This window comes from Bifidobacterium stellenboschense (assembly GCF_000741785.1).
GTDB classification, from domain to species: Bacteria; Actinomycetota; Actinomycetes; order Actinomycetales; family Bifidobacteriaceae; genus Bifidobacterium; species Bifidobacterium stellenboschense.
This window is the reverse complement of record NZ_JGZP01000014.1, coordinates 210,868-231,552: the sequence shown is the minus strand read 5'-3', so window position 1 is coordinate 231,552 and position 20,685 is coordinate 210,868. Positions and strand designations below refer to the sequence as shown.

14 protein-coding genes and 1 pseudogene are annotated in these 20,685 nt (G+C 62.7%); 6 read left to right on the top strand and 9 right to left on the bottom strand.

Going from position 1 to position 20,685, the window contains the following annotated elements:
• Nucleotides 1–47: 47 nt before the first annotated feature.
• From BSTEL_RS07495 to BSTEL_RS07480, 4 genes are all read left to right on the top strand, one after another.
• Nucleotides 48–1,205, top strand: coding sequence for a hypothetical protein (locus tag BSTEL_RS07495; RefSeq protein WP_034528958.1), 1,158 nt, complete (start codon nt 48–50; stop codon nt 1,203–1,205).
• Between the two features lie 13 nt (nt 1,206–1,218).
• Nucleotides 1,219–1,800 carry a DNA N-6-adenine-methyltransferase gene (locus tag BSTEL_RS07490; RefSeq protein ID WP_034528955.1) on the top strand — a complete coding sequence of 194 codons (582 nt, stop codon included), beginning with the start codon at nt 1,219–1,221 and terminating at the stop codon, nt 1,798–1,800.
• A gap of 335 nt (nt 1,801–2,135) precedes the next feature.
• Nucleotides 2,136–3,422, top strand: a complete 1,287-nt coding sequence (locus tag BSTEL_RS07485) for an ATP-binding protein (RefSeq protein WP_034528952.1) — start codon at nt 2,136–2,138, stop codon at nt 3,420–3,422.
• 435 nt (nt 3,423–3,857) lie between these two features.
• Nucleotides 3,858–5,021 (top strand): ATP-binding protein, encoded by a 1,164-nt coding sequence (locus BSTEL_RS07480; protein ID WP_051922948.1) that lies wholly within the window; start codon nt 3,858–3,860, stop codon nt 5,019–5,021.
• A 120-nt stretch (nt 5,022–5,141) separates the two neighbouring features.
• Here the strand turns inward: BSTEL_RS07480 and BSTEL_RS07475 are convergent, their stop codons facing one another.
• Together BSTEL_RS07475 and BSTEL_RS07470 are read right to left on the bottom strand one after the other, a co-directional pair.
• Nucleotides 5,142–7,001, bottom strand: a complete 1,860-nt coding sequence (locus BSTEL_RS07475; protein ID WP_034528949.1) for a SpaA isopeptide-forming pilin-related protein — start codon at nt 6,999–7,001, stop codon at nt 5,142–5,144.
• Nucleotides 7,002–7,226: 225 nt separating this feature from the next.
• Nucleotides 7,227–10,901 (bottom strand): prealbumin-like fold domain-containing protein, encoded by a 3,675-nt coding sequence (locus tag BSTEL_RS07470; protein WP_156963215.1) that lies wholly within the window; start codon nt 10,899–10,901, stop codon nt 7,227–7,229.
• 509 nt (nt 10,902–11,410) lie between these two features.
• Between BSTEL_RS07470 and BSTEL_RS07465 the strand changes: the two genes are divergently transcribed.
• The gene (locus tag BSTEL_RS07465; protein ID WP_420796397.1) at nt 11,411–12,748 is read left to right on the top strand and encodes a class C sortase; all 1,338 of its coding nucleotides are present in this window, start codon (nt 11,411–11,413) and stop codon (nt 12,746–12,748) included.
• Between the two features lie 9 nt (nt 12,749–12,757).
• Here BSTEL_RS07465 and recR read toward each other — a convergent pair whose 3' ends face one another.
• Complete coding sequence (recR, locus tag BSTEL_RS07460; RefSeq protein ID WP_034528942.1) at nt 12,758–13,360, bottom strand: recombination mediator RecR; 603 nt, start codon at nt 13,358–13,360, stop codon at nt 12,758–12,760.
• A gap of 22 nt (nt 13,361–13,382) precedes the next feature.
• Nucleotides 13,383–16,271, bottom strand: coding sequence for a DNA polymerase III subunit gamma and tau (locus tag BSTEL_RS07455; RefSeq protein WP_034528939.1), 2,889 nt, complete (start codon nt 16,269–16,271; stop codon nt 13,383–13,385).
• A gap of 274 nt (nt 16,272–16,545) precedes the next feature.
• Here BSTEL_RS07455 and BSTEL_RS07450 point away from each other — a divergent pair.
• Nucleotides 16,546–17,142, top strand: a pseudogene (locus tag BSTEL_RS07450) (TetR/AcrR family transcriptional regulator); the annotation flags it as partial.
• Between the two features lie 83 nt (nt 17,143–17,225).
• Here the strand turns inward: BSTEL_RS07450 and BSTEL_RS07445 are convergent.
• The 5 genes from BSTEL_RS07445 to BSTEL_RS07430 all read right to left on the bottom strand — a co-directional run bounded on the left by BSTEL_RS07445 (nt 17,226) and on the right by BSTEL_RS07430 (nt 19,579).
• Nucleotides 17,226–18,359 (bottom strand): diacylglycerol/lipid kinase family protein, encoded by a 1,134-nt coding sequence (locus tag BSTEL_RS07445; protein ID WP_034528935.1) that lies wholly within the window; start codon nt 18,357–18,359, stop codon nt 17,226–17,228.
• A 99-nt stretch (nt 18,360–18,458) separates the two neighbouring features.
• Nucleotides 18,459–18,710 (bottom strand): hypothetical protein, encoded by a 252-nt coding sequence (locus tag BSTEL_RS07440; protein WP_051922947.1) that lies wholly within the window; start codon nt 18,708–18,710, stop codon nt 18,459–18,461.
• Nucleotides 18,661–18,843, bottom strand: coding sequence for a hypothetical protein (locus BSTEL_RS11470; protein WP_051922946.1), 183 nt, complete (start codon nt 18,841–18,843; stop codon nt 18,661–18,663). Before BSTEL_RS11470 ends, BSTEL_RS07440 begins: the two co-directional genes overlap by 50 nt.
• 56 nt (nt 18,844–18,899) lie before the next feature.
• Complete coding sequence (locus BSTEL_RS07435; protein WP_034528933.1) at nt 18,900–19,283, bottom strand: TadE family type IV pilus minor pilin; 384 nt, start codon at nt 19,281–19,283, stop codon at nt 18,900–18,902.
• 5 nt (nt 19,284–19,288) lie between these two features.
• On the bottom strand, nt 19,289–19,579 hold the full coding sequence (locus tag BSTEL_RS07430; RefSeq protein ID WP_034528927.1) for a DUF4244 domain-containing protein: 291 nt from the start codon (nt 19,577–19,579) through the stop codon (nt 19,289–19,291).
• Nucleotides 19,580–20,685: the final 1,106 nt, after the last annotated feature.

Sequence of the window (20,685 nt, the reverse complement as noted above, 5' to 3'; positions counted from 1 at the left end):
CTATACGATCATCGGAGATCGGGGCTCCGAAGAGGGGGACGGCCATCATGTCATACGAATCCATCGACAGCATCCAGGAGGCACTTGCCGGCAGGGAATTCGCCAACCGCAAAGACGCCAAGAAAACCGCCGGACGGGCATTGGGAACCGTTCTGGAAATCATCACGTTCTATCTGCTGAAAGACTACGGATTGGAGTACAACACCGCCATCGAACGTTCTCTCAGCGAATACGCGAATCCCTCCATCGGGCACAACGTGGAGTTCACGCTGCATGCGGCCACCAAACTGGCCACTATCACTCATCGTGGCGATGACCGAACCGCACGGGCAGCCGAAAGGAACGATTTTGAGGCGGCCGTCAGCGGATTGCTGAGCGACGGCGCCCAGAAAAAGAGCAATCGTCCCTTCGCCGGTGATTCCATACGCAATGCGGCGACCGTCTTCGACGACACGGTGAACCAGAAATTCCCGTCCATTGTCAACGCGTACCCGAATACCTCCAACGACACCATCGACATCTATCAGCTCGCCAGTCAGCCGTTCGCCATGGTCGAGTGCAAACGCGTGGGCGTCGAAAGAGGGATGAGGAAAGGTCCCCAAACCATCGAAAAAGCCAAGCAAGGAGCGTATGTCGCCCTGGCGGCATCCAGATTGCAGAAGTTCCGCCGATCCGACGGAACACAAATGGGCATTCTGGAGAACTCCGACGGCGACTTCCTGATCGAGCCTTACGACGAACTGCTGCGGCACGCGCTCACGGAGTTGGAACGCGACGAAATCGACGGCATCGTACTCTCCATAGGCGTGATCAGCGATCATGGCAACTGGTTCACCAGCGACAACAAGAACAAAGAGACGCAGGTGCTCGCCGACGCCTACGACTGGCTCCTGTTTCTCACGGACGAGGGTCTTTCCACATTCATCCGCGAGGTGTTGGTTCGCGACGATGGGCAAGAAGACTCCGACGGTGAGGATTCGATGGCGGACGTGCGAGATGCGTTCAGACATTGCGTCATAGACAGACAAGGCACATTCACCAAAACCGTGATGCCGGCCAAAGCCGATGCCGCACTCACGCGATACTTCGCGGAGAACCGCGAGCTCATCGCAGGATGGTTCAATATCATCACCCCCGAGAATGGTACGCTGGAACAGCTCTTCACCATGTTGAAGACGCTCGCCGCAAAGGAACAATCACAGTAAAGGATCTTGTTCAGTGACCGCAGGAAGACAACCGGTATCCGTCACCAAACATTGGTGCACCCCGCAGAAATATGTCGATGCGGTCACTGAAGTGTTCGGCGGCACCATCGATTTGGATCCTTGTTCGAACGAGTATTCCACTGTGAACGCCCGAGTCGAGTATCGTCTGCCAGAGCATGACGGACTTCGGGATTCGTGGGATTATCCACGCATCTATGTGAATCCTCCATATGGGCGGGATAAAGAACATGGCACCACGATCGCCGATTGGTTCGTCCGGATCGCCGAAGCGGCACGCAATGGCTCGGAGGTCATGGCGCTGGTACCGGTAGCCACGAATACCGCGCACTGGAAGGAATACGTGTATCCGGTGGCTTCCGCCGTGTGCTTCCTCTACGATACCCGTCTGCATTTCGTCATCAACGGCAATGAGGACACCAAGGGAGCGCCGATGAGCTGCGCGATGATCTACTACGGCAATCACCCGCAGGAATTCGGCAGAGTGTTCTCACGCTATGGTGCCGTCGTGTTCCTGAATGACGCGGTGATGCCCAAAACCGTCAACGGGAAAATCGTAGATGCCGCGTTATTCTGACTGACAGGCCGCCACGACGGAACAGACCATCGGACGGACGAAAGCGAACCGGCTGGGACCGAACCCCTTCCGGCCCCATAACCATAACTGAACAACCTTTCTTCTTCCTCTCTCTCCTTCTCAAAGGGCCCGACGGTTCGTTGTGAACCGTCGGGCCTTCCGTTCATGCGTGGACTATGCGGCCCTTGCCCCCATCCCCGCCCCATCAGCACACTATTGAATACATTCGACGCATGTGACAAAAATTTTCAATAGAATATAATCTTATTGAAAATAGTTGACGCATATGCCGCTGATTTTCAATCGCAGGATATTGCCTTGGGAAGGAGACCCTCATGCGTATCTCCAGAGACCGGTATCTGGACAAGCTCATTGCGCGTATGGGCAATGGCATGATCAAGGTAGTCACCGGAGCAAGACGTTGCGGCAAAACGTTCCTGCTGTTCGAACTGTTCGAAGACTATCTCCGCTCGCAAGGCGTAGACGACACCCATATCGTCGAGGTCGTGCTCGACGACATGGCCTACGCGGACATGCGCGATCCGGAACGGCTGTACGCATATGTGAAATCGAGGATCACGAACCCCACCGACCGGTACTACGTGCTGCTCGATGAAGTACAGTATGCGATTTCGAACGAGGAGATGCACGGCGACGAACCTCCACGACTGTACGGCGTGCTCAACGGCCTGCTACGCATGCGCAATGTGGACGTGTACGTGACCGGCAGCAATTCGAGGATGCTCTCCACCGACGTGATGACCGAGTTCCGCGGACGCGGCGACGAAATTCGCGTACGCCCGTTGTCGTTCGCGGAGTTCATGCAGGCATACGACGGCGATGCGCAGCACGGATGGGCGGAATACGTGATGTTCGGAGGCATGCCCCTCACCCTGTCCATGCGCACCGACGAACAGAAGACACGGTATCTGGAAAGCCTGTTCTCGGAGACCTATCTCAAAGATATCGTCGCACGGAACGGCCTACGCAAATCACAGGAGCTGGATGACCTGACGGATGTTCTGGCATCGTCGATCGGCGCATTGACCAACCCTTCCAGAATCAGGGCCACCTTCGACAGCGTGCTGCACTCAAGCATCAGCGTGAACACCATTACGCAATACATCGGCTATCTTGAAGAGGCATTCATCATCGAGGAGGCGCGTCGATACGATGTCAAAGGTCGTAAGTACATCGGCAGCCCGAAGAAATACTATTTCGAGGACATGGGACTGCGCAACGCCCGTCTGGGATTTCGCCAGGTCGAGCAGACGCACATCATGGAGAACATCGTATACAACGAGCTGCGCACGCGCGGCTATAACGTCGATGTGGGCGTGGTCGAACAACGCAGCCGCCACGATGGCGAACAGTACCGCAAGCAGTTGGAAGTGGACTTCGTGGCGAATCTGGGCAGCCAACGTTATTACATCCAATCCGCCTACCAGTTGCCCACCGAGGAAAAGATCACCCAAGAGAAAGCCTCATTGCTCGGCATCGATGACAGCTTCAAGAAGATCATACTCGTCCGGGATGTCGTCAAACCCGCGAGGGATGACCGCGGCATACTCACGATGAGCGTCTATGATTTCCTACTTGACGCGAACAGCCTGACGATATGACGAATCGACGGAAACATCCGGCCGGCTTTGCGCCTCGCAGGTTTTCCCCAGTGAATCGCATCGCTCTTCCATGGGTCCCGCATCATCGCATACAGGTTCACGAGGTTATATGTAGTCACCGGCAAACGACAGGCCGCCACGACGGAACAGACCATCGGACGGACGAAAGCGAACCGGCTGGGACCGAACCCCTTCCTGCCCCATAACCATAACTGAACAACCTTTCTTCTTCCTCTCTCTCCTTCGCGGAAGGCCCGACGGTTCGTTCTGAACCGTCGGGCCTTCCGTTTTCTCATGCACCTCCCTGACGCTCCGCTATGTCCTCTTTCCGAGACGCGACGACCGCTTACCCGTGAATTCGATTACAACGGCCATTATACTTTTTTATAAGTTTTATATCTTTTATATTTTTAATCGCATGATAGGAGTCCATTCATGAGCAATCCGTTCAAACCCACCGCCGGCATGACTCCTCCGGTGTTGGTCGGACGCAAGGAAGACCTCGAGGATTTCTCATACGCCCTAGACGACGGGGTCGGAGCGCCGGGGCGACTCATGTACGTCACCGGGGCCCGTGGCGTCGGCAAAACCGTCATGTTGAATGCGCTCGGCGACATCGCCCGCAAGCAAGGATGGCTCGTCATCGACGAAACGGCGGAATCAGGCTTTCTCAACCGGCTGATCGGAGCATTGCAGGATGATGGGAAACCGCGTGTCGGCGCTATCACCATGCCATCCGGGTCGTTGACGATTCCCGGCACGCCGGTGGACGCCTCGTTGAATCTGGGATCCATCCAATTCTCACCGTCCGAACGGGCTCTTGACTTCCGCAGAGTGATGTCACAACGGCTCGACCGATTGGAAAAACACCATCTGGGCATCCTCATCACGCTTGACGAAGTCCAGGCCTCCAGCATCAAGGAGATACGGGCGCTGGCCACCGCCGTACAGCATCTGATTCGGGAACAACGCAATATCGCGTTTGTGTTCGCGGGTCTTCCCTCCATGGTGGAGGATGTCATCAACGATAATGTCCTCACGTTCCTCCGTCGCGCCGAGCGGAGGCATCTGGGGGATGTCGCCCTCGACGATGTGCGTCAGGCATTTGCGACCACCATCGCTCTCAACGGCAAGCACGCCTCCGAAAACGTGCTCGACCGTCTCGCTCAAGCCACCAACGGATACCCGCTCATGATTCAACTCGTCGGGTATTGGACGTGGCGCGCTTCCGAAGCCGGACCGCAGGCGGACGACAACGACATCACCATCACGGCGGCGGAACGCGGCATAGCTCAAGCCAAGATCAAACTCGGTGATATGGTGCACGGACCGGCCGTGGACAAACTGTCCGCCATGAGCCGCGACTACCTGCTTGCGATGGCACAGGACGACGGCCCCTCATCCACGAGCGTCATCGCGAAACGACTGGAACGCGGGCTAATCTACGCGAACGTGTACCGTACGCAGCTCATCAAGGAGGACATCATCTACCAGTCCTCATACGGGTACGTCGATTTCAAACTCCCTTATCTGCGTGATTACCTGCGTGAACACGGCGCTTATCATCAGATGCGCCGCACCATCGCCGGGCTACGGTAGCCGGACGGATTCCTCCTCTCTCCTTCGTGGAAGGCCCGACGGTTCATTCGTTCTGAACCGTCGGGCCTTCCGTTTCATCCGCGCCGCTTACCGGCACGGGTTACATTGCCGTGCGAACCGTCACGCGTGCAGGGCGCGCTTGGTGGCGCGGGACTTCGCGAACACGGTGCCGGCCGCGCCCGCGAGCAGCAGGCCGACCACGGCGAACAGGACGATGCCCGCCGCACCGGTCTTCGGCAGCTCGGTCACATTGCGCACGTTGATCACCGAATAGTCGGTGATCTCGTCGCCGTTGAGGTCCGCGTTGCCGGAGTCCTGGGAGAGACCGTAGAGGTCGGCGTGCTTGAAGTACACGGCCTTGCCGCCCTTGATGGTGACCTCGAACTCGGCGTGCACCTGCTGGAGGAATCCGTCGGGCACGCGAGTCTCGGTGACCTTGTACACGCCGTCGGCAAGACCGGTGAATGTGACCTTGCCGTCCTTGTCGGAGGTCTGGACCGCATCGGCCGGGGTGACCGGAACGGTCTTGTCGCTAGCATCATCATCGGCGGCGCTGATGGTGAACTCCGCACCCGCCAGCGCGGTGCCGTCCGCCGCCTTCTTGACGAAGCCGAACTTGCCGAGCGTGAGCTTGGTCTGATCGGTGGCCTTCGCGTTGTTGTCGTTGACCTCGACCTTGTTGGTCACGGCGGGCGTATCACCGTTCTGATCGGGCGTGGCGGTGATCTTCGCGGCATACGTGATCTCCACGTACTTGCCGGCGTACTTGGTCTGATAGTCGGCGGACTGCACCAGCTTGGCGAAATCGAAGTCGAACCATGCGGCGTCATCGGCCGCGCCCGCGACGACCGGGTTCAGCTGCTGTCCCTGCTGCGTGGTGGACGTGGTCACCGTGAACGTGGCGTCGCCGGCCGTCAGCGTGGTGCCGTCGCCGGTCTTGCCGCCGTTCGCGTCGACGTCGTAGATCTTGACCGTGTAGGCGCCCGTGTTGGATTCCACAGGCTGGCCGTCATCACCCAGGAAGCCGTTGAGGTTCACTTCCTGGCCCGCACCCGGGTAATCCTTCAGGGAGAACTGGTAGTCGGTGAACCCGGTGGTGAACGACGGCAGCTGGGAGCCCAGCGTGTACCGCACGTACTGCGAGCTCGACACGGTGCCGTCCTTGTCGTCATACGTCTTGATGACCGGGGTCACATGGTTCTTGAAGTCGATGGTGTTGAAGCCGGTACCGTCCTCCGGCTGCGCCCAGTTCTTGATCTGGCCGTCCTTGACGTATCCGGAGGCGAGCACGATCGGCGCGGATTGGGTGACGACCTTGCCGCCGACCGTATTATCGACGTCACCGCTGTTCTGTTCGGTGCCGTTCTGGATGGTGCTCTTGCTTGAACCCTGATCGTTCACATCGGTGTTCTTCACCGTGTCCACGAACAGGTAGACGCCCGCAGGCAGTCTGACCCAACGGTTCTTGTATCCGTGGCCCTCCTGCGAGGTCCCGCCCTGATACGTCGGCCACGTGATGGTCGTGAAGTTCGTCGCGTCACCGGTGACCTTCGCATCGGCGGCGAGCGCGTCCGCGAACTTGCGGGTGGAACCGGTCCACGGCGTCGATTCGCTATCCAGGGCGCCCTGCTGCAGCGCCCACGCCATCAGATCGGTTCCGCTGTCGGCTGACGGGACCTGGCCGTCGAGCTTGGTGCCCTTGACCGCGGCATCCAGTGCGGATTTAATCGCCGTCTTGTTCGCGGTCTGCGTTGTCTGCACGCCGAAAGGACCCGACGTGGTGTAGTCCACATAATCGGCGAGCTTGTAGTACTTGACCTCGCGATTCGCCCACTGATCGGCGTCGTCGGCCATGAACTGGAATACGACGTCGGTGTCGATCACCCGAGACGCGGCATTCGCGGTACCGGCCCCGAACGCCATGCCTCCAAGCAGCGTCGCCGCGGCGGCGAGACCGGCGAACAGTTTCCTCATCTTCATGAGATGATTCCTTCCTTCTTTGGTTTCCTCTATGAACGGCTACGATTTACGGAGTCGGGCCAACCATGAGCGGCCTCGACCACCCCCAGTCGGCTTCGCCGACAGCCCCCGCCAGCGGGGGCGAAACGAGAGTACGGACGATTCGTCCGATCCCCCACGGTGCCTCTGCCGGGTGAAAGGAACCATCGACGATGGCCAACTCCCACCCGGCGGGGCGAAGAGTTGTCAGGCGAGCCCCTTCCTCTTGCGGTACTCGTTGACGAGGGCAAGCGCCAACGCTGCGGCGACCGCCGTGACGCCGCCGATCAGCAGCCAGTCACGCGCATCCAAGCCGCCGGTGAGCGGCAGAGAGGCCACGGTCTTGGCGTTGAGGAGCGTGTTCGTTCCGGCGATGCAGCCGTCCTTGGAGGCGCTGCCGTTGGCCGGGCAGAGCACGATCTTCGAATCGGCCTGGCCGGCGGCGATGGTGAACGTGTAGGTCTTGCCGAACTTCACGTAGTCCTTCGGCGCGGTCTTCTCGGTCAGCTCGTACGTGTACGTGACGCCGTCTTTCGCGTCCTCGCCAGTGGGCGCGGTGAGGCCGAGCACGGTGAATTGGCCTTCGATGCGATCCACGTCCGCATAGGTCGGGGCATCGCCGTCGAGCTTGTTCACCTGCTTGTCGCAGGCCTGGTCGGTGGTGTCGCCGGTCTCGCTCACGCAGTCGGTGACGGTCGCGGTCTTGGTCACGTTCCTGATTTCCGTGGCTTTGCCGTTCTCCATCTTCAGCGGGCCGCGGATCGTCCATTCGGAACCGCCGAGCAGCTTCGAGGTGTCGCTCGCGTCGGCCTTCGTCCAGCTGATGCCGGGGCGCGTGTTGAAGATGTCGTTCGTCTCCATGGCGGTCGTCTTGCCGTCCTTCACCTTGGACATGGTCACACCGCTATCGGTGACCGTCACCTGATAGGAGACGGACGTGTCCGGAGCCCAGTAGCCGGTGGGGGCTGCGGTCTCCTTCAACGTGTATGCGCCGTTCCTGAGACCGGTCACGAGGAATCCACCGGCCGTGGGATCGGAATCGTGGTAGGCGGCGCCGTTCTCGGCGACGCACTTGTCCGCGGAATCCGCCTTGCAATCGGTGATCTTCGTGGCCGTACCGTCCTTCGGGGTCAGCGTCCACGTGGAGCCGCCGATCTGGCTGGACAGGAACGAGTCGCGCTTCGTCCATGCGAGATCATGCAGAGGCTTGTTGCCGATGCTGATATCGGTGTCCGTCTCGTCGCCTGACACTTGGCCATCGCCGTTCTTGTCCCAATGGGCCTGCGCGTTGTTCACCTTGAACGTGTACGTCTTGGCCGTACCGTCGGTGTTCATCTCCTGCTGGTAACCGGATGGTGCTTTCGTTTCCTCCAGCGTGTATGTACCGTTGTGGAGGTTGTTGAGGTCGAAGCCGCCGGCCTCCGGATTGTTGTCGAAACCGACATACGTGGCGCCGGACGCCTTCGTGCTGTCCGTGGAGACGTCGCTCGCGGTCGTGTTGTCGAGCACACGCGCCGAACGCGTCACCGTGAACGTCGTGACACCGTCCTTGGTCTCGCTGGTCGTCTCCGTCTTCCAGCATCGACCGGCCTTCCACGCGGCGGTGCCGGCATCAGTGAGATTGCCTTTTTTGTCGACTTCGCACATGCCGGGGAAGTAGTCCGGGTTGTACGGACCACCCAAATCGGCATTCGCGGCGGCGGCTTCGGCCGTCGCGCCGGTGCCGGTGGTGGACAACGTCCACTCCGAACCCGAGAGCGGCGTCGTGGTACCGGCCTTCACCTTGCTCCACGAAGCCGTGTACGGCGTGGAGAACTTCACCGTGCCGTTTGTGCCGAACGCGCCACCGGACAGACGCGCGGCGTTGTTGGTGAAGGACACTGCCGATGCATCCTTCGCCGACTGCTCCTCGTCGTCCACGGAACCGTTCTGGTTGTTGTCCTTCACGATAGCCGTCAGCGCCACACCGGTCTTGTAGGCATTCTGGGTGCCGTTCTTGGTCAATACCAGCGTGTTGGTGTGATCGGCATCCATATCGATACGCTTCTTCGGCGTATCGGTTTCGTATCGGCCACCGGTCTTCGTCACAGCCAATGCACCGGCCTTGGCGCCATGGGAGGCATATGCGCCGGGGTTCTGGTATCCGTCCTCGTATCCGCTGGCCTCGCGTACCGGAATGCCGTCCTGATACCAGTCCACGGCGGATTCGCTACGGTCGGTGAACCACGTGTCCATGAGCACGAAGCTGCGGTCGCCCTTGTTTTTCCACGCTGGGTTCATCATCGCGAAATCGGCGCCGGCCTCGGTACCGTCGGTGTTGTTCGCATCGTACGTGCCGGAGACCGGGGTGTGATTCCAGCTCGGCAAGTAGGCGTCGCCATGGTACGGCTCATCGTTGTCCGTATTCGCGTCAATGGATTTGCTGACCGAATTGCCGAACATGGCGATGTTGCCGCCTTTGGAGGCTTCGCCTTCACCGGACGGGCACAGCCACAGGCCACCGCCGAAGTGTCCGGCGATATTCTTGTATGCGACTGTCTTGCCGACGTATGAGGTCGAATCCTCTTCGGTGTAGACGGCGCCTCCCAAATATCCGGAGGTGTTGTTCTCGAATCTGCCGCCCATGAAGTATGCGGTGGACCCGCTATTCTGCACGAAAATCGCGCCACCGGCACCACCGACGGGGAGCTTATGGTCGGACGTGTACTGGGTATCCAGCACACCGGACCAGTTGCCTATGAATTGAGGCGCACGGCCATCCGCGCCATTCTTAATCCAGAGCGTTCCCTTGATATATATGGCGCCGCCACCGTTCATCCAGCCCCAAGCCTTGGAATGGTTGCCCTCGAAACGCACGTCACCGCCCGTGATGTTCAAGGTTCCGGCATCAACGTGGATGGCTCCGCCACCAGCTTGCTCATTGTCGTGCCTGCACTTGCTGCCCGAGGGATCATCGGCTGCGCAATCACCCTGGTCCTGCACATTGTTCGCGAACGTGCCGCCGTTGATGATGGTGGTATGAGAACTTTGATACACCACTCCACCACCATCACCGCCGGTGGCTTTGTTGTTCTCGAACGTGCCGCCATTGATGGTCAGCGTACCGTCGTTGAACACGATGGCGCCGCGGCCGGATGCGCTGTCTTTAAACGTGCCGCCGTTGATGATCACGGTGCCGTAGCTGTGGAACAGCGGGTTGGTTGCACCACTGGGATTGGTCTTGGCATTGCCGTTGTTGGTGAACGTGAGGTTGTTGGCCGTGGCGTCGTCGGTCTTGCCGATGGTGACCGTACGGCCGTTTTGCGGCTGAAGCACCGACCCGCTGCCACTCCATGTGATGGCGTGCGGATTGCCGTCGGAGACGATGACGAGGTCGCACTGGGGTACGATGCCTGTCTCCGTGATGGCGATGTCGGCGGTCACGGTGATGACCCGCTCGGTCTGTCCCGCAGCGCATGCACTCTTCAGATCGGCCACGAATTGCGCACTGGCCTGCGCATCCGCATCAGCCGTCGCGGCGGCGGAATCATCCGACTGGGCATCGGTGGAAGCTCCATCATCCGTACCGGTAGCGGAGGAATCGGTCGAACCTGACTGACCTGCATCGGAAGCGCCGGAATCAACGTTCCCGGAACCGGTGCCGTTCTGCGTCGTGGAACCGTCAGCACCGGAGGCACCGCCGTTCTGCGTGCCGTTCGTGGCGGCGCCGGTGTCACCGGCCGCATCGCCGGTAGCCTGCTGGGACGTTCCCGCACCGGTGTTGCCGCTCGCGTCGGCGATGCCGATGGCTGTGTTGTCGGCCATGGCGGGGGCGGAACCGACGAACATCATCGCGATCGCCGCCACGATGGCGCAGAAAGCCCATACGATATTGCGCACCATGCCACGCATGCGACTACCGGATATGTCTTCCGATCCACGGTCTGCGCGGCGCGTCCTCTGCGACCTGCTGTGCATAATCACTGCCTTACTGCTCTTCACTACCTCACTCGCGAATCCGAACCGGCGACCCACAAAACCTCGCAATGCGATACGTCGACCGGTGAAAATCCGCTCTATTGGCCTTACTACCCTCTTCCCCATAGCCGTGTCAAACAGTGAACATGGGTCCGAATCTTGGTTTGGTAGAACGGTATACCATTAGAATTTGGCGGAAATCACCCCCCCCCCTCGCGAAAACAGGGCGGCAAATTGTTATCAAATCGTTATCGTTCACACATCGACACGCCGACCCCACGCCGGCGAACCGGTTCGATTGTTGACACACTGTCAGCAAATTCGATATGGCAAGAGCCACCACATGGCACCCCATGAACCGCTCACATCCGCACAAAACCGGACTTTCCGTGCGCCGGCTCACATGCCTCAACATGCCTCAGCCCGGGAGTACCATGACCACAGACAAAGGAACGGAACAGAACATACAAGGCGCATCAGGCATGGGTAATCACGCAGACAATCGGACGACATCGCATCGCAGTCATCGTGAGGCACCCCACACACATACTCGGAAGCCCACAGCGAAGACCGCACGGCCCGCCACCATCACGACGGCATCCGCGGAGACCACGGCCCACGCGAAAACCACGTCTTCCACGGAGCCCACGGCCCCTGCCGAACCGTTCACTCCGCAACCGTTCGCCGCCGCCATCGACGTCACCGACCTCACCGCCGAACGCCGCCGCCTCGCACGCAACCTGCTCGCGATGCGCATCATCACCATCCTGCTGCTCGTCGCCGCCGTCGTCGTCGCCGCGTTCCCGTTCGTCCTCCAATTCAAATCCGGCACCGAACTCGCCGCCACCACCGCCACCACCGCACGCAACGTGGCGAACTGGCCATACCCGAAAGCGAAGGATGCGCTCGCCGCGGCACGCGCCTACAATGCGAAGCTCGCGCAATCCGGCCAACCCGTGCTTGGCGAGGCGGTCGACCCGTTCACCGCCGCCACCGGCGGCTCACGCGCAAGCGGCGACGACTCCGCATCCAGCAAAGACAAGGAATACCAGTCGCTGCTCGACTCCGGCGACGGCGTGATGGGCTCCATCAAAGTGCCGAAGCAGTCCATCGACCTGCCGATCTACCACGGCACGTCCGAAAAGGCATTGGCCTCCGGCGCGGGCCATCTGTACGGTTCGTCGCTGCCCGTCGGCGGTGAATCCACCCACTCAGTGATCACCGGCCACCGCGGCCTCGTCAACGCGATGATGTTCACCCGTCTCGACGAAGTCAAGAAAGGCGACTTCTTCTACATCGAAGTGATGGGCGAGACGCTCGGCTACAAGGTGGACCGCATCTCCGTAATCCTGCCGAACGACACTTCCAAACTGAAGATCGTACCCGGCGAAGACCGCGTCACCCTGATGACCTGCACGCCGTACGGCGTGAACACGCACCGACTGCTCATCTCCGGCCATCGCGTCGCCATCCCCCTGCCCGCCCCCGAACCGGGCGACGTGCACGACGGGCGCATGATCGGCATCGGCGTAGGAGCCGCCGTGCTATTCGCAGGATGGTTGGCGACGATTCCGCTGCGACGGCGCGATGGGATGCGCATCATGCGGCATGCCGCGTTCTGGCCGTATGATCGGCCGGTTGAGCGCGGGAGCGCGAATGATCCGCTGGAGGCCGGGGAGAGCTGCGAGACCGCCGCTGAGGCCGCTGGCGAGACCACCGCTAAGACCACCCCCACCCGCTCCGCGGGAGCCCCCGCCAGCGGGGGCGAATAGGTTAAGTAGTTAGGCTTCGCGGCGGCCGGATAGGGCGCGGCCTAGCGTGATTTCGTCGGCGTATTCGAGATCGGAGCCGACGGGCAGACCGCTGGCGAGACGCGTCACCTTGATGCCGAGCGGTGAGAGCAGCCGGCTCAGATACGTGGTGGTCGCCTCGCCCTCGATGTTCGGGTCGAGCGCGAGGATGATCTCCTTGACCGTGTCGTCCTTCAACCGTTCCAGCAGTTTCGCGATATTGAGATCGCTGGGGCCCACGTTCGCCATCGGGTTGATGGCGCCGCCGAGCACGTGGTAGAGGCCTCGGTATTCGCGCGTACGCTCGATGCTCATCACGTCTTTCGGCTCCTCGACCACGCAGATCACCGTATGGTCGCGGCGCGGGTCCGCGCACACCGGGCACGGACTCGCCTCGCACACGTTGCCGCACACGTCGCAGAACCGCACCTTCGCCTTCACTTCGGTAATCGCGTCCGTCAGGTCGGCCGCCTCCTGCTCGTCGGCGCTGAGCAGATAGAACGCGATGCGCTGCGCGCCCTTCGGCCCGATGCCAGGCAGCTTGTTGAACGCGTCGATGAGACGCTGAATCGCGCCGTCATACGCCAATGCCATGTGGTCATCTTCCTTCCGTCATCTACTCGTCGTGCTTGGGCGCGGCGTGCATGTTGCGCGGGTTGCGCGGGTCATCGGCCGCAAACGTCTCGACCTTCTTCACTTCGAACAGTCTGCGCAGTTCGTCGCGGTTCATCGCCACGGCGCTGCCGAGCGATTCGTCGTCCATCGAATACTCGTCATCGTCCGCGTCTACCTGCGGTTTCGCGGAGCCCGCGGATTGCACCGGCGGAGTGTTCCACGGGTCGTTCGCCCGCCCGTCCTGCCCGGACTGCACACCGGACATACCGGGCATGCCGGATTGCGGCGATGCCGCGGAGCCGTTCCCCATGCCGCCCGCGTTCCGCGCCGGCATGGACGCATTCCACGGATCATCGGGTTCGGCCGGCGGCGGCACGTCCTTCCACGGGTCGTCCGGTTCGACCGGTTCCGCCGGCCCGTTCGACGCGCCCGGATCGCGTACCGCGGGTTGTCCGCCGTTTTGTCCCATGACGGGAGCCGACCGGCCCCCGTTCGCAAAGCCGCCGTTCGCCGGAAGCGGCGTATTCCATGGATCGGCGGAATCCGACGCGGCCGCGGACCGTGCTCTCCGGTCGTTCGTCGCAGCGGGCGCGGGCTGCGCCCACGGGTCCGTGTCGTCGCTCAAATCGGGCACCGCCACCTGCTTGCGGTGATGCTCCGGTTCCTGAGCCGCTGACGATCCACCCTGCTTCGGCAGAGGATGCGCCCACGGGTCATCATCCCGCGATGTCGTCGCCGGCTGCGCCCATGGGTCGTCGTTCACGGATGCGGTTCGCGCCGAGGTGCCGGGCGACGCCGGACCGGATGCCGCGCCTCGGTGGCTGTCGTCGTCCTCCGCCTGGTCGGGTGCCGAGGAGGCCGCGGACTGCTCACGCGCCCCTTCCTTGGCGCCACCGGCGTTCGTCTCGCCGGACTGCGCCTTCGCGGCGGCCGCCTGCAGGTTCTCCTGCAACAGTTGAGCCTTGATCTTCTGCTGCTCGCCCTGCGACAGTTTGCTGAACGGCGGCGTCTTCTGACCGTCGTCCGTGGTGGGCGTGGGAGCGAGATCGGCCTGCGGGCCGAACAGCTTGCGCACTTCGGCGCGCACGATCGACACCACCTTGTTCGTGCCGTCCACCGGCTCGGAGGCCACGGCGAGCGCGAACGCGTACTTGTTCAACGCGGTGTCGAAGCGCAGCCACACGCGCGGGCGGCCGGTCTTCGCATAGGTGGGGACGAACTTGATGCGCGCCCTGTCGCGAGCCACGTAGCGGCGCACATCCTCGGGCAGCGAGGAGAGCATCGCATCCCACTTCTGATCGGGCGTGCGGTTGTCGGGCTGGGCGGGCGCGGAAGGCTGTACGGTCGCAGAAGACTGAACAGGTGCGGAAGGCTGCGCGGCGGGTTGTGCGGTCGTCGTTTCCGCCCCGGTCACGCCGGACGAAGACCGGCCGGGCGTTCCCGTGGTCGCGCCCTGCACGACGACACTACCGGTTTCGGGGTGCTGGTTGCGGGCCGACCCCGCGAAACCGCTACCGGCCGCCTGACTCGTAGAGGCGGTGGACCGCCCCGAATCCTGCGATTGGCCGTCTGCCGCATCGTGATGCTGGTTGCGGGCGGCACCGGCGAAACCGCCGCCACGCGAGCCCGACGTCGCTCCGGCGAAACCGCCACGCGCACCGGTCGTGCCGGATGCGGTGCCGGAACCGGAGACAGAAGTCCCCGCGCCGGAACCGGACGTAGCACTGGCACCCGGCATACCGGCACCCGGCGCACCGACACTGGCCACCGGTGCCGCGAAACCGTTCTCACGGCCGGCGAGCAGTCTCGCGGCCAACAGTTCCAAGCGCATGCGCGGCGAGATCGCGCCGGTCATCTGGCCGAGTGTCGCGTTGATGATGTCCGCCATCGCGGTGAGCTGAGACAGTCCGAGCGCCACCGCCTGACGGTGCAGATCGTCCATGTCCTCCACTTCGGCGGTGTCGGAGAGCACGGTCTCCGCACGGTCGCCGGCCAAGGTGAGCACGAGCAGATCGCGCACGCGGGCGAGCAGGTCCTCGACGAACCGGCGCGGGTCGAATCCGCCGACCACGACCTTCTGAATCACGCCGTACAGGTTCCCGCCGCTCGCGTCGATCACCGCGTCGATGGCCTCGCCGATCAGCGCCTCCGGCGTGAAGCCGAGCAACGCCACGGACGCGTCGTGCGTGATCACGCCGTCCACCGCGCCGACCATGAGCTGGTCCAGCACGGAGAGCGTGTCTCGCACGGAGCCGCCGCCGGCGCGCATCGCCAGTTTGAGCACGCCCGGCTCCGCCGTGATGTGTTCCTTCTCGCAGATCTGTTCCAGATACGGCCCCATGACTTCGGCGGGCACGAGTCGGAACGGGTAGTGGTGGGTGCGCGAGCGGATCGTGCCGATCACCTTGTCCGGCTCGGTCGTCGCGAAGATGAACATGACGTGCTCCGGCGGCTCCTCCACGATCTTGAGGAGCGCGTTGAAGCCCTGCGGCGTGACCATGTGGGCCTCGTCGAGGATGAAGATCTTGTAGCGGTCGCGTGCGGGGGCGAATCCGGCGCGTTCGCGCAGTTCGCGGGCGTCATCCACGCCGTTGTGCGAGGCGGCGTCGATCTCCACTACGTCGATGGAGCCGGGGCCGCCGGTGGCGAGATCCTTGCAGGATTCACATTCGCCGCACGGATGCGAGGTGGGGCCCTTCGCGCAGTTCACGCATCGGGCGAGGATGCGCGCCGAACTGGTCTTGCCGCAGCCTCGCGGGCCGGAGAACAGGTAGGCGTGCGTGAGCTTGCCCTCGTCGAGGGCGCGCATGAGCGGGACCGTGACCTGGTCCTGACCGATCACCCCCGCGAAGGTGTCGGGTCGATAACGGCGGTATAGCGCCAAAGCCATCGCTGGTTCCTACTTTCTTCCGATCGGATCGTCCGGGCCGCGCCCGCATCGCATACAGCGGGCCGGCGCACCGACGGACGTCCATTGCACTGTCCTCTAATCTATCCCAACCGGCGCACGCCACGCACGCCGCACGGCCGCACGAGCAGCCATTCGACGGCCACGCGCACGACCGCAACACGAGCGCACGCACAGCCGCACGAGCAGCCAATGTCCAACGAACCGGTTCGCTACCGCGCGTGTCCGCCGTGATGCCGCGCATACACTGGGATGTATGAGCATTGACACAACGTCAACAACGACGGTCAAGGGAGACGCGAGACGGCTCGCGATCGTGCGCGCCGCGAGGGAGATCTGTCTGGAGAAGGGCTTCTCCAAAATCACCGTGAGCGACATCGCCGGACGAGTCCACATGACCAGATCGCTGTTCTACCATTACTTCCCCGATAAGGACGCGGTGGCGGACGCCGTCCTCGACGACGTGGTCGAAGACATCCTGGCCAAGCTGTCCGCGTGGGACGCCGCCCGCGAGACCGGCAACATCGGCAAGGCGCTCGACGACGTCGTGCGTCTCACCCGCGCGCTGATCGCCGACGAGAGCCCGTTCTCCGCACGCATGATTCACGAGGGCAACGCCGAACTGTACATCCGGTTCATCGACCGCATCGCCGACCGCATCGCCGACATGTTCGAACGGACCACGGTACGCGACTTCGAAATGCGTCACGGCCTGCCCATCACGAACGTGCACGAGACGTTCTTCACGCTGATCGTGGGCCTCATCTCGTTGCTGCGATCCCACCCGGAAACGCCGGACACGACGGTGAAGAGCGTGATCGCACAGACCCTGCACCTCACCGGCTACATCGCGGCATACCCATCCGCCATTCCGGACGCGACGACCGCACCGGGTGCGGAGTCGGCATCGGACGCGACGGCGCCGACGGTCGCACGCTAGACGAACTCCCCGGTGACCGGGTCGCGTCCATCCCGCCTCAGCATGGCGAGCACGCGATTCTCGCCATGCTCACGCTCCTGGAGCCGGGCGACTGCGGGCGGCACGAGCACGCGCAACGCGCGGTCGCACGCCTTCACCGTGACCGGCAGCCGGCCGATGTACTCGCCGTCCGCCATGAGCACTGGCGGTTCGTCGCCTTCCGCGGCGCGCGTGATCTCGATGTCGCGCACGCGCTTCCAGCCGAATATCTTCGAACCGAGCAGTTTGCCGTTGTAGCCTTTCGAAATCGCGTCGGCGATCTCCACCGCGTTCGGCATGTGGTCGATCCAGATCAGGTCAAGCAGACCGTCATCGAACCGCGAATACGGGGAGACTTCCAATCCGCCGCCGATATGCCGCGAATTCGCCACGGTGAGCATCGGCGAGATGATGTCTAGCTCCTCCGTCGTACCGTCCGCCAGCGTGGCCTTCACGTGGTAGCCGTACCGTTTGAGATGCCTGACCTCCACGAGTACGGCCGCGAAGTAGCGCAGCGAGCCGCCCGGCAGCCGCGAATGGTTGGCGCGGTCGTTGATGCTCGCATCCAATCCGCACGACAGCATGCCCGCATAGTAGCGGTCGAAGGAGGGAGCCATCCCGGCACGTACCTCCTGCGACGGTTCCGTCTCCTCGCCGGTGGTCGGGTCGGTGGCGACGGCGCCGGGCAGCGCCGTCACATGCCCCATGTCCACATCGATGTGCGAACCGCGTACGATCGCGCCGACGATGCCTTCCACCGCCGTGTCGATGCGGTTCACCGGCAGCTTCAGCCCGCGCGCGAAATCGTTGCCGGAACCGGTGGCGACGATGCCGAGCGGCTTGCCGCTGGAGCCGACCGCGTTCGCGCCGAGAGCGATCATGCCATCGCCTCCGACCACGACGAGATGGTCATAGCCGTCGATGTGCTCACGCGCGTTGGCGAGGGAGTCGTCGAAACTGTCGCCGGTCAGGTCGATCACGTCGAACCCGTACCGTTCGCCCGCCTCCGTCAACAGCCCGCGCACGCGCTCGTCGACCGCCGCTCCCCTGCCCTTGTCGGACGTGGGATTGCCGACCATCGCGACCACGCCGTAATCCATGCTCTCCGTCATACCTTTCACGATAACCGGAAAGAGAACGGAACCGCCAGTGCGGGCGAAGCCGCGACGGGACATGTCCGGCGGACCGCGTCACATGACACGTGCGAGGCGTCAGCCGTCGCACGGCACCGGTCCGGCGCGCGCGTCGACGGCGATTTCCGGCATGAACGGCACGTCGGTGGCGAGCGCAACGCGCACGGTCACGTCGCCGGCGTCGCCGCCGCTGGCCGTGGCGTCGGTCGCGCATGAGGAGAGACGGCCGGCGTGCGCCGCGGCGACGACCGCCGCGACGGCGCACGGCTCGGCATCGCCGTCACGCAGCGGACAGTGCGGCCAGGTCGGCGGCGGAGCGGGCGACGGCACGACGTGCCAGCAGGTGTCCGGCGGTCGCTGCGGTGGACAGCAGCACGGCGACGAGCATGATGAGCGCGACGCCAGCCATCGTTCCGGAGCCTTCGTCCGCGCGGGCGAACGCGACTCCGTGCGGCCGCCGCATGGCGCGTCCGTCCGCGCCCCGACGAGCCGTCCCATGATTCCTTATGGTGATGCGGCTCATGCGATCACCCCCACGGCACGACCTTCAACCCGCGTGGGCAGGACGCCCAACGGATCGGGGATGACCGGGCAGTGCGTCGTCACGGTCACGCGGTCGCCGTCTCGACTCACCTGCACCGTGATGTCTCCGCCGCCGACGGCATGAGCGGCCGACGCCGGGTCGGCGGCGTCGCCGGCGGCGACCACGGTACGGGCTGCGGCCGAGGCGGCGTCCTGGCATCCGATGGACACCATCACCGTGCGTGAGAGCGCGAGCAGCAGCAGGGCGAGCGCCACGACGGCGGGCAGCACCGTGGCGAACTCCGCCGTGACCGCGCCGGGATCGGCGGCTTTGTCCGGCGGCGGCCGTCTGGCGCGACGGCGTGAATATCGTGCGATCATGGCGATCAGCCTCCCATCATCAGCGCCTTCTTGACGATGTCGAGCAGCAGCTTGCGCACGGCATCGGATTTGAGGATGGCGACGAGCAGGGCGGCGAATCCGGTGGCGGCGACCAGCACGACCGCGTATTCGGCGGTGGCGGCGCCCTCCTCGGGTTCCGCGGCGAGCGTGCGCATGCGCGCGTCCATGACGCACAGGCGGGCGCGGCACGTCTCGCGCAGGCGTTCGGCGCGAGCGCGGGCGTATGCGAAGATGCCGGCCTGTCCCTCGCCGTTGACGGGGATGTCGGTGTTCATGGGAGTTCCTTTCTTGAGATGGCGGATGAGGTCGGGTGAGTGTCGGGTGGAATGGTTGGGGAATGGTGGATATGTCGGGTGGAGTGGCCTAGGCCGGGGTGGAATCGGGTGACTGGCGGTCACGGTGGCAGCTGCCAAAGGATTGACGTGAAAGTCGGCGCGAACGCCGGAGGAGACACGATATTGAGTTATGGACCGATCGGTGGTTCCACTGTGCGCGATGGGCCCCGAAGCGCGCAACGCGTTCCGGGCAATGTGGTCAGTACCCCCTGGTTATCCACATCCCGGGCGTGTCGTCCACATCGTTGTGGACAACACGACATGTGATATCACAAGCTGCCTGTCCGGGCTATAGCCCCCGGGCAACACGGCCTATAGGGCACGGGCATCGACTGGGACGACTTCCATCCGAAAGTTCCGGAGCAAACGAAAAGGCCCGCCGGAGCGGGCCTTTTCGACAAGTCCAACCTAGGAGCAGAATCTCAACACAACATCATCGTTGCAACGGTAAGTCTTTCCAATGCCCGTCCAACGTATCAGTCCTCGTGACCATTACTCTTTGTGGGCTCTGCTCTGTTCGGTTTTCCTTGTAGTTCATAATCTAGGCGCATCAGCGACCATGCGCAACTTGGGAAGGAACCTTGTTCGTTTCTTTGCGCAATTGGTCGTTCGCGCACTCGAACCGCACCGGATTGGCGCGTCCTGTGCGTTTAGGAACGTTTGCATGTGTCGTCATGTGCGATTCGGACAGCACGGCGGCGTGTCGTCTGATTCTTCTCACGACATCACGGCAACGGCAATCCACCACCCGACTTCGCATCAGCTTCGTATCTACTTACCACCAACTTCGTACTTACTTACCACCGATAATAAGTTGATACGAAGTTCTGGTAAGTTGATACGAAGCTCCGGCAAGCATCCCGCAGACCTGGCATGAATCTCGCCAGGCCGCAACAGCGTCCACGGTACGGATGCAGCCCGGCCGTTCTCCTTTCCTACAGCCACACCGCCCGATTGTGGATAACCGTCACCCAAGATTGTGGATAACCGCCGCCGATTCCGCCGGAATTGTGGATAATCTCTCCCGACACGCCGTCTGCCGGTAG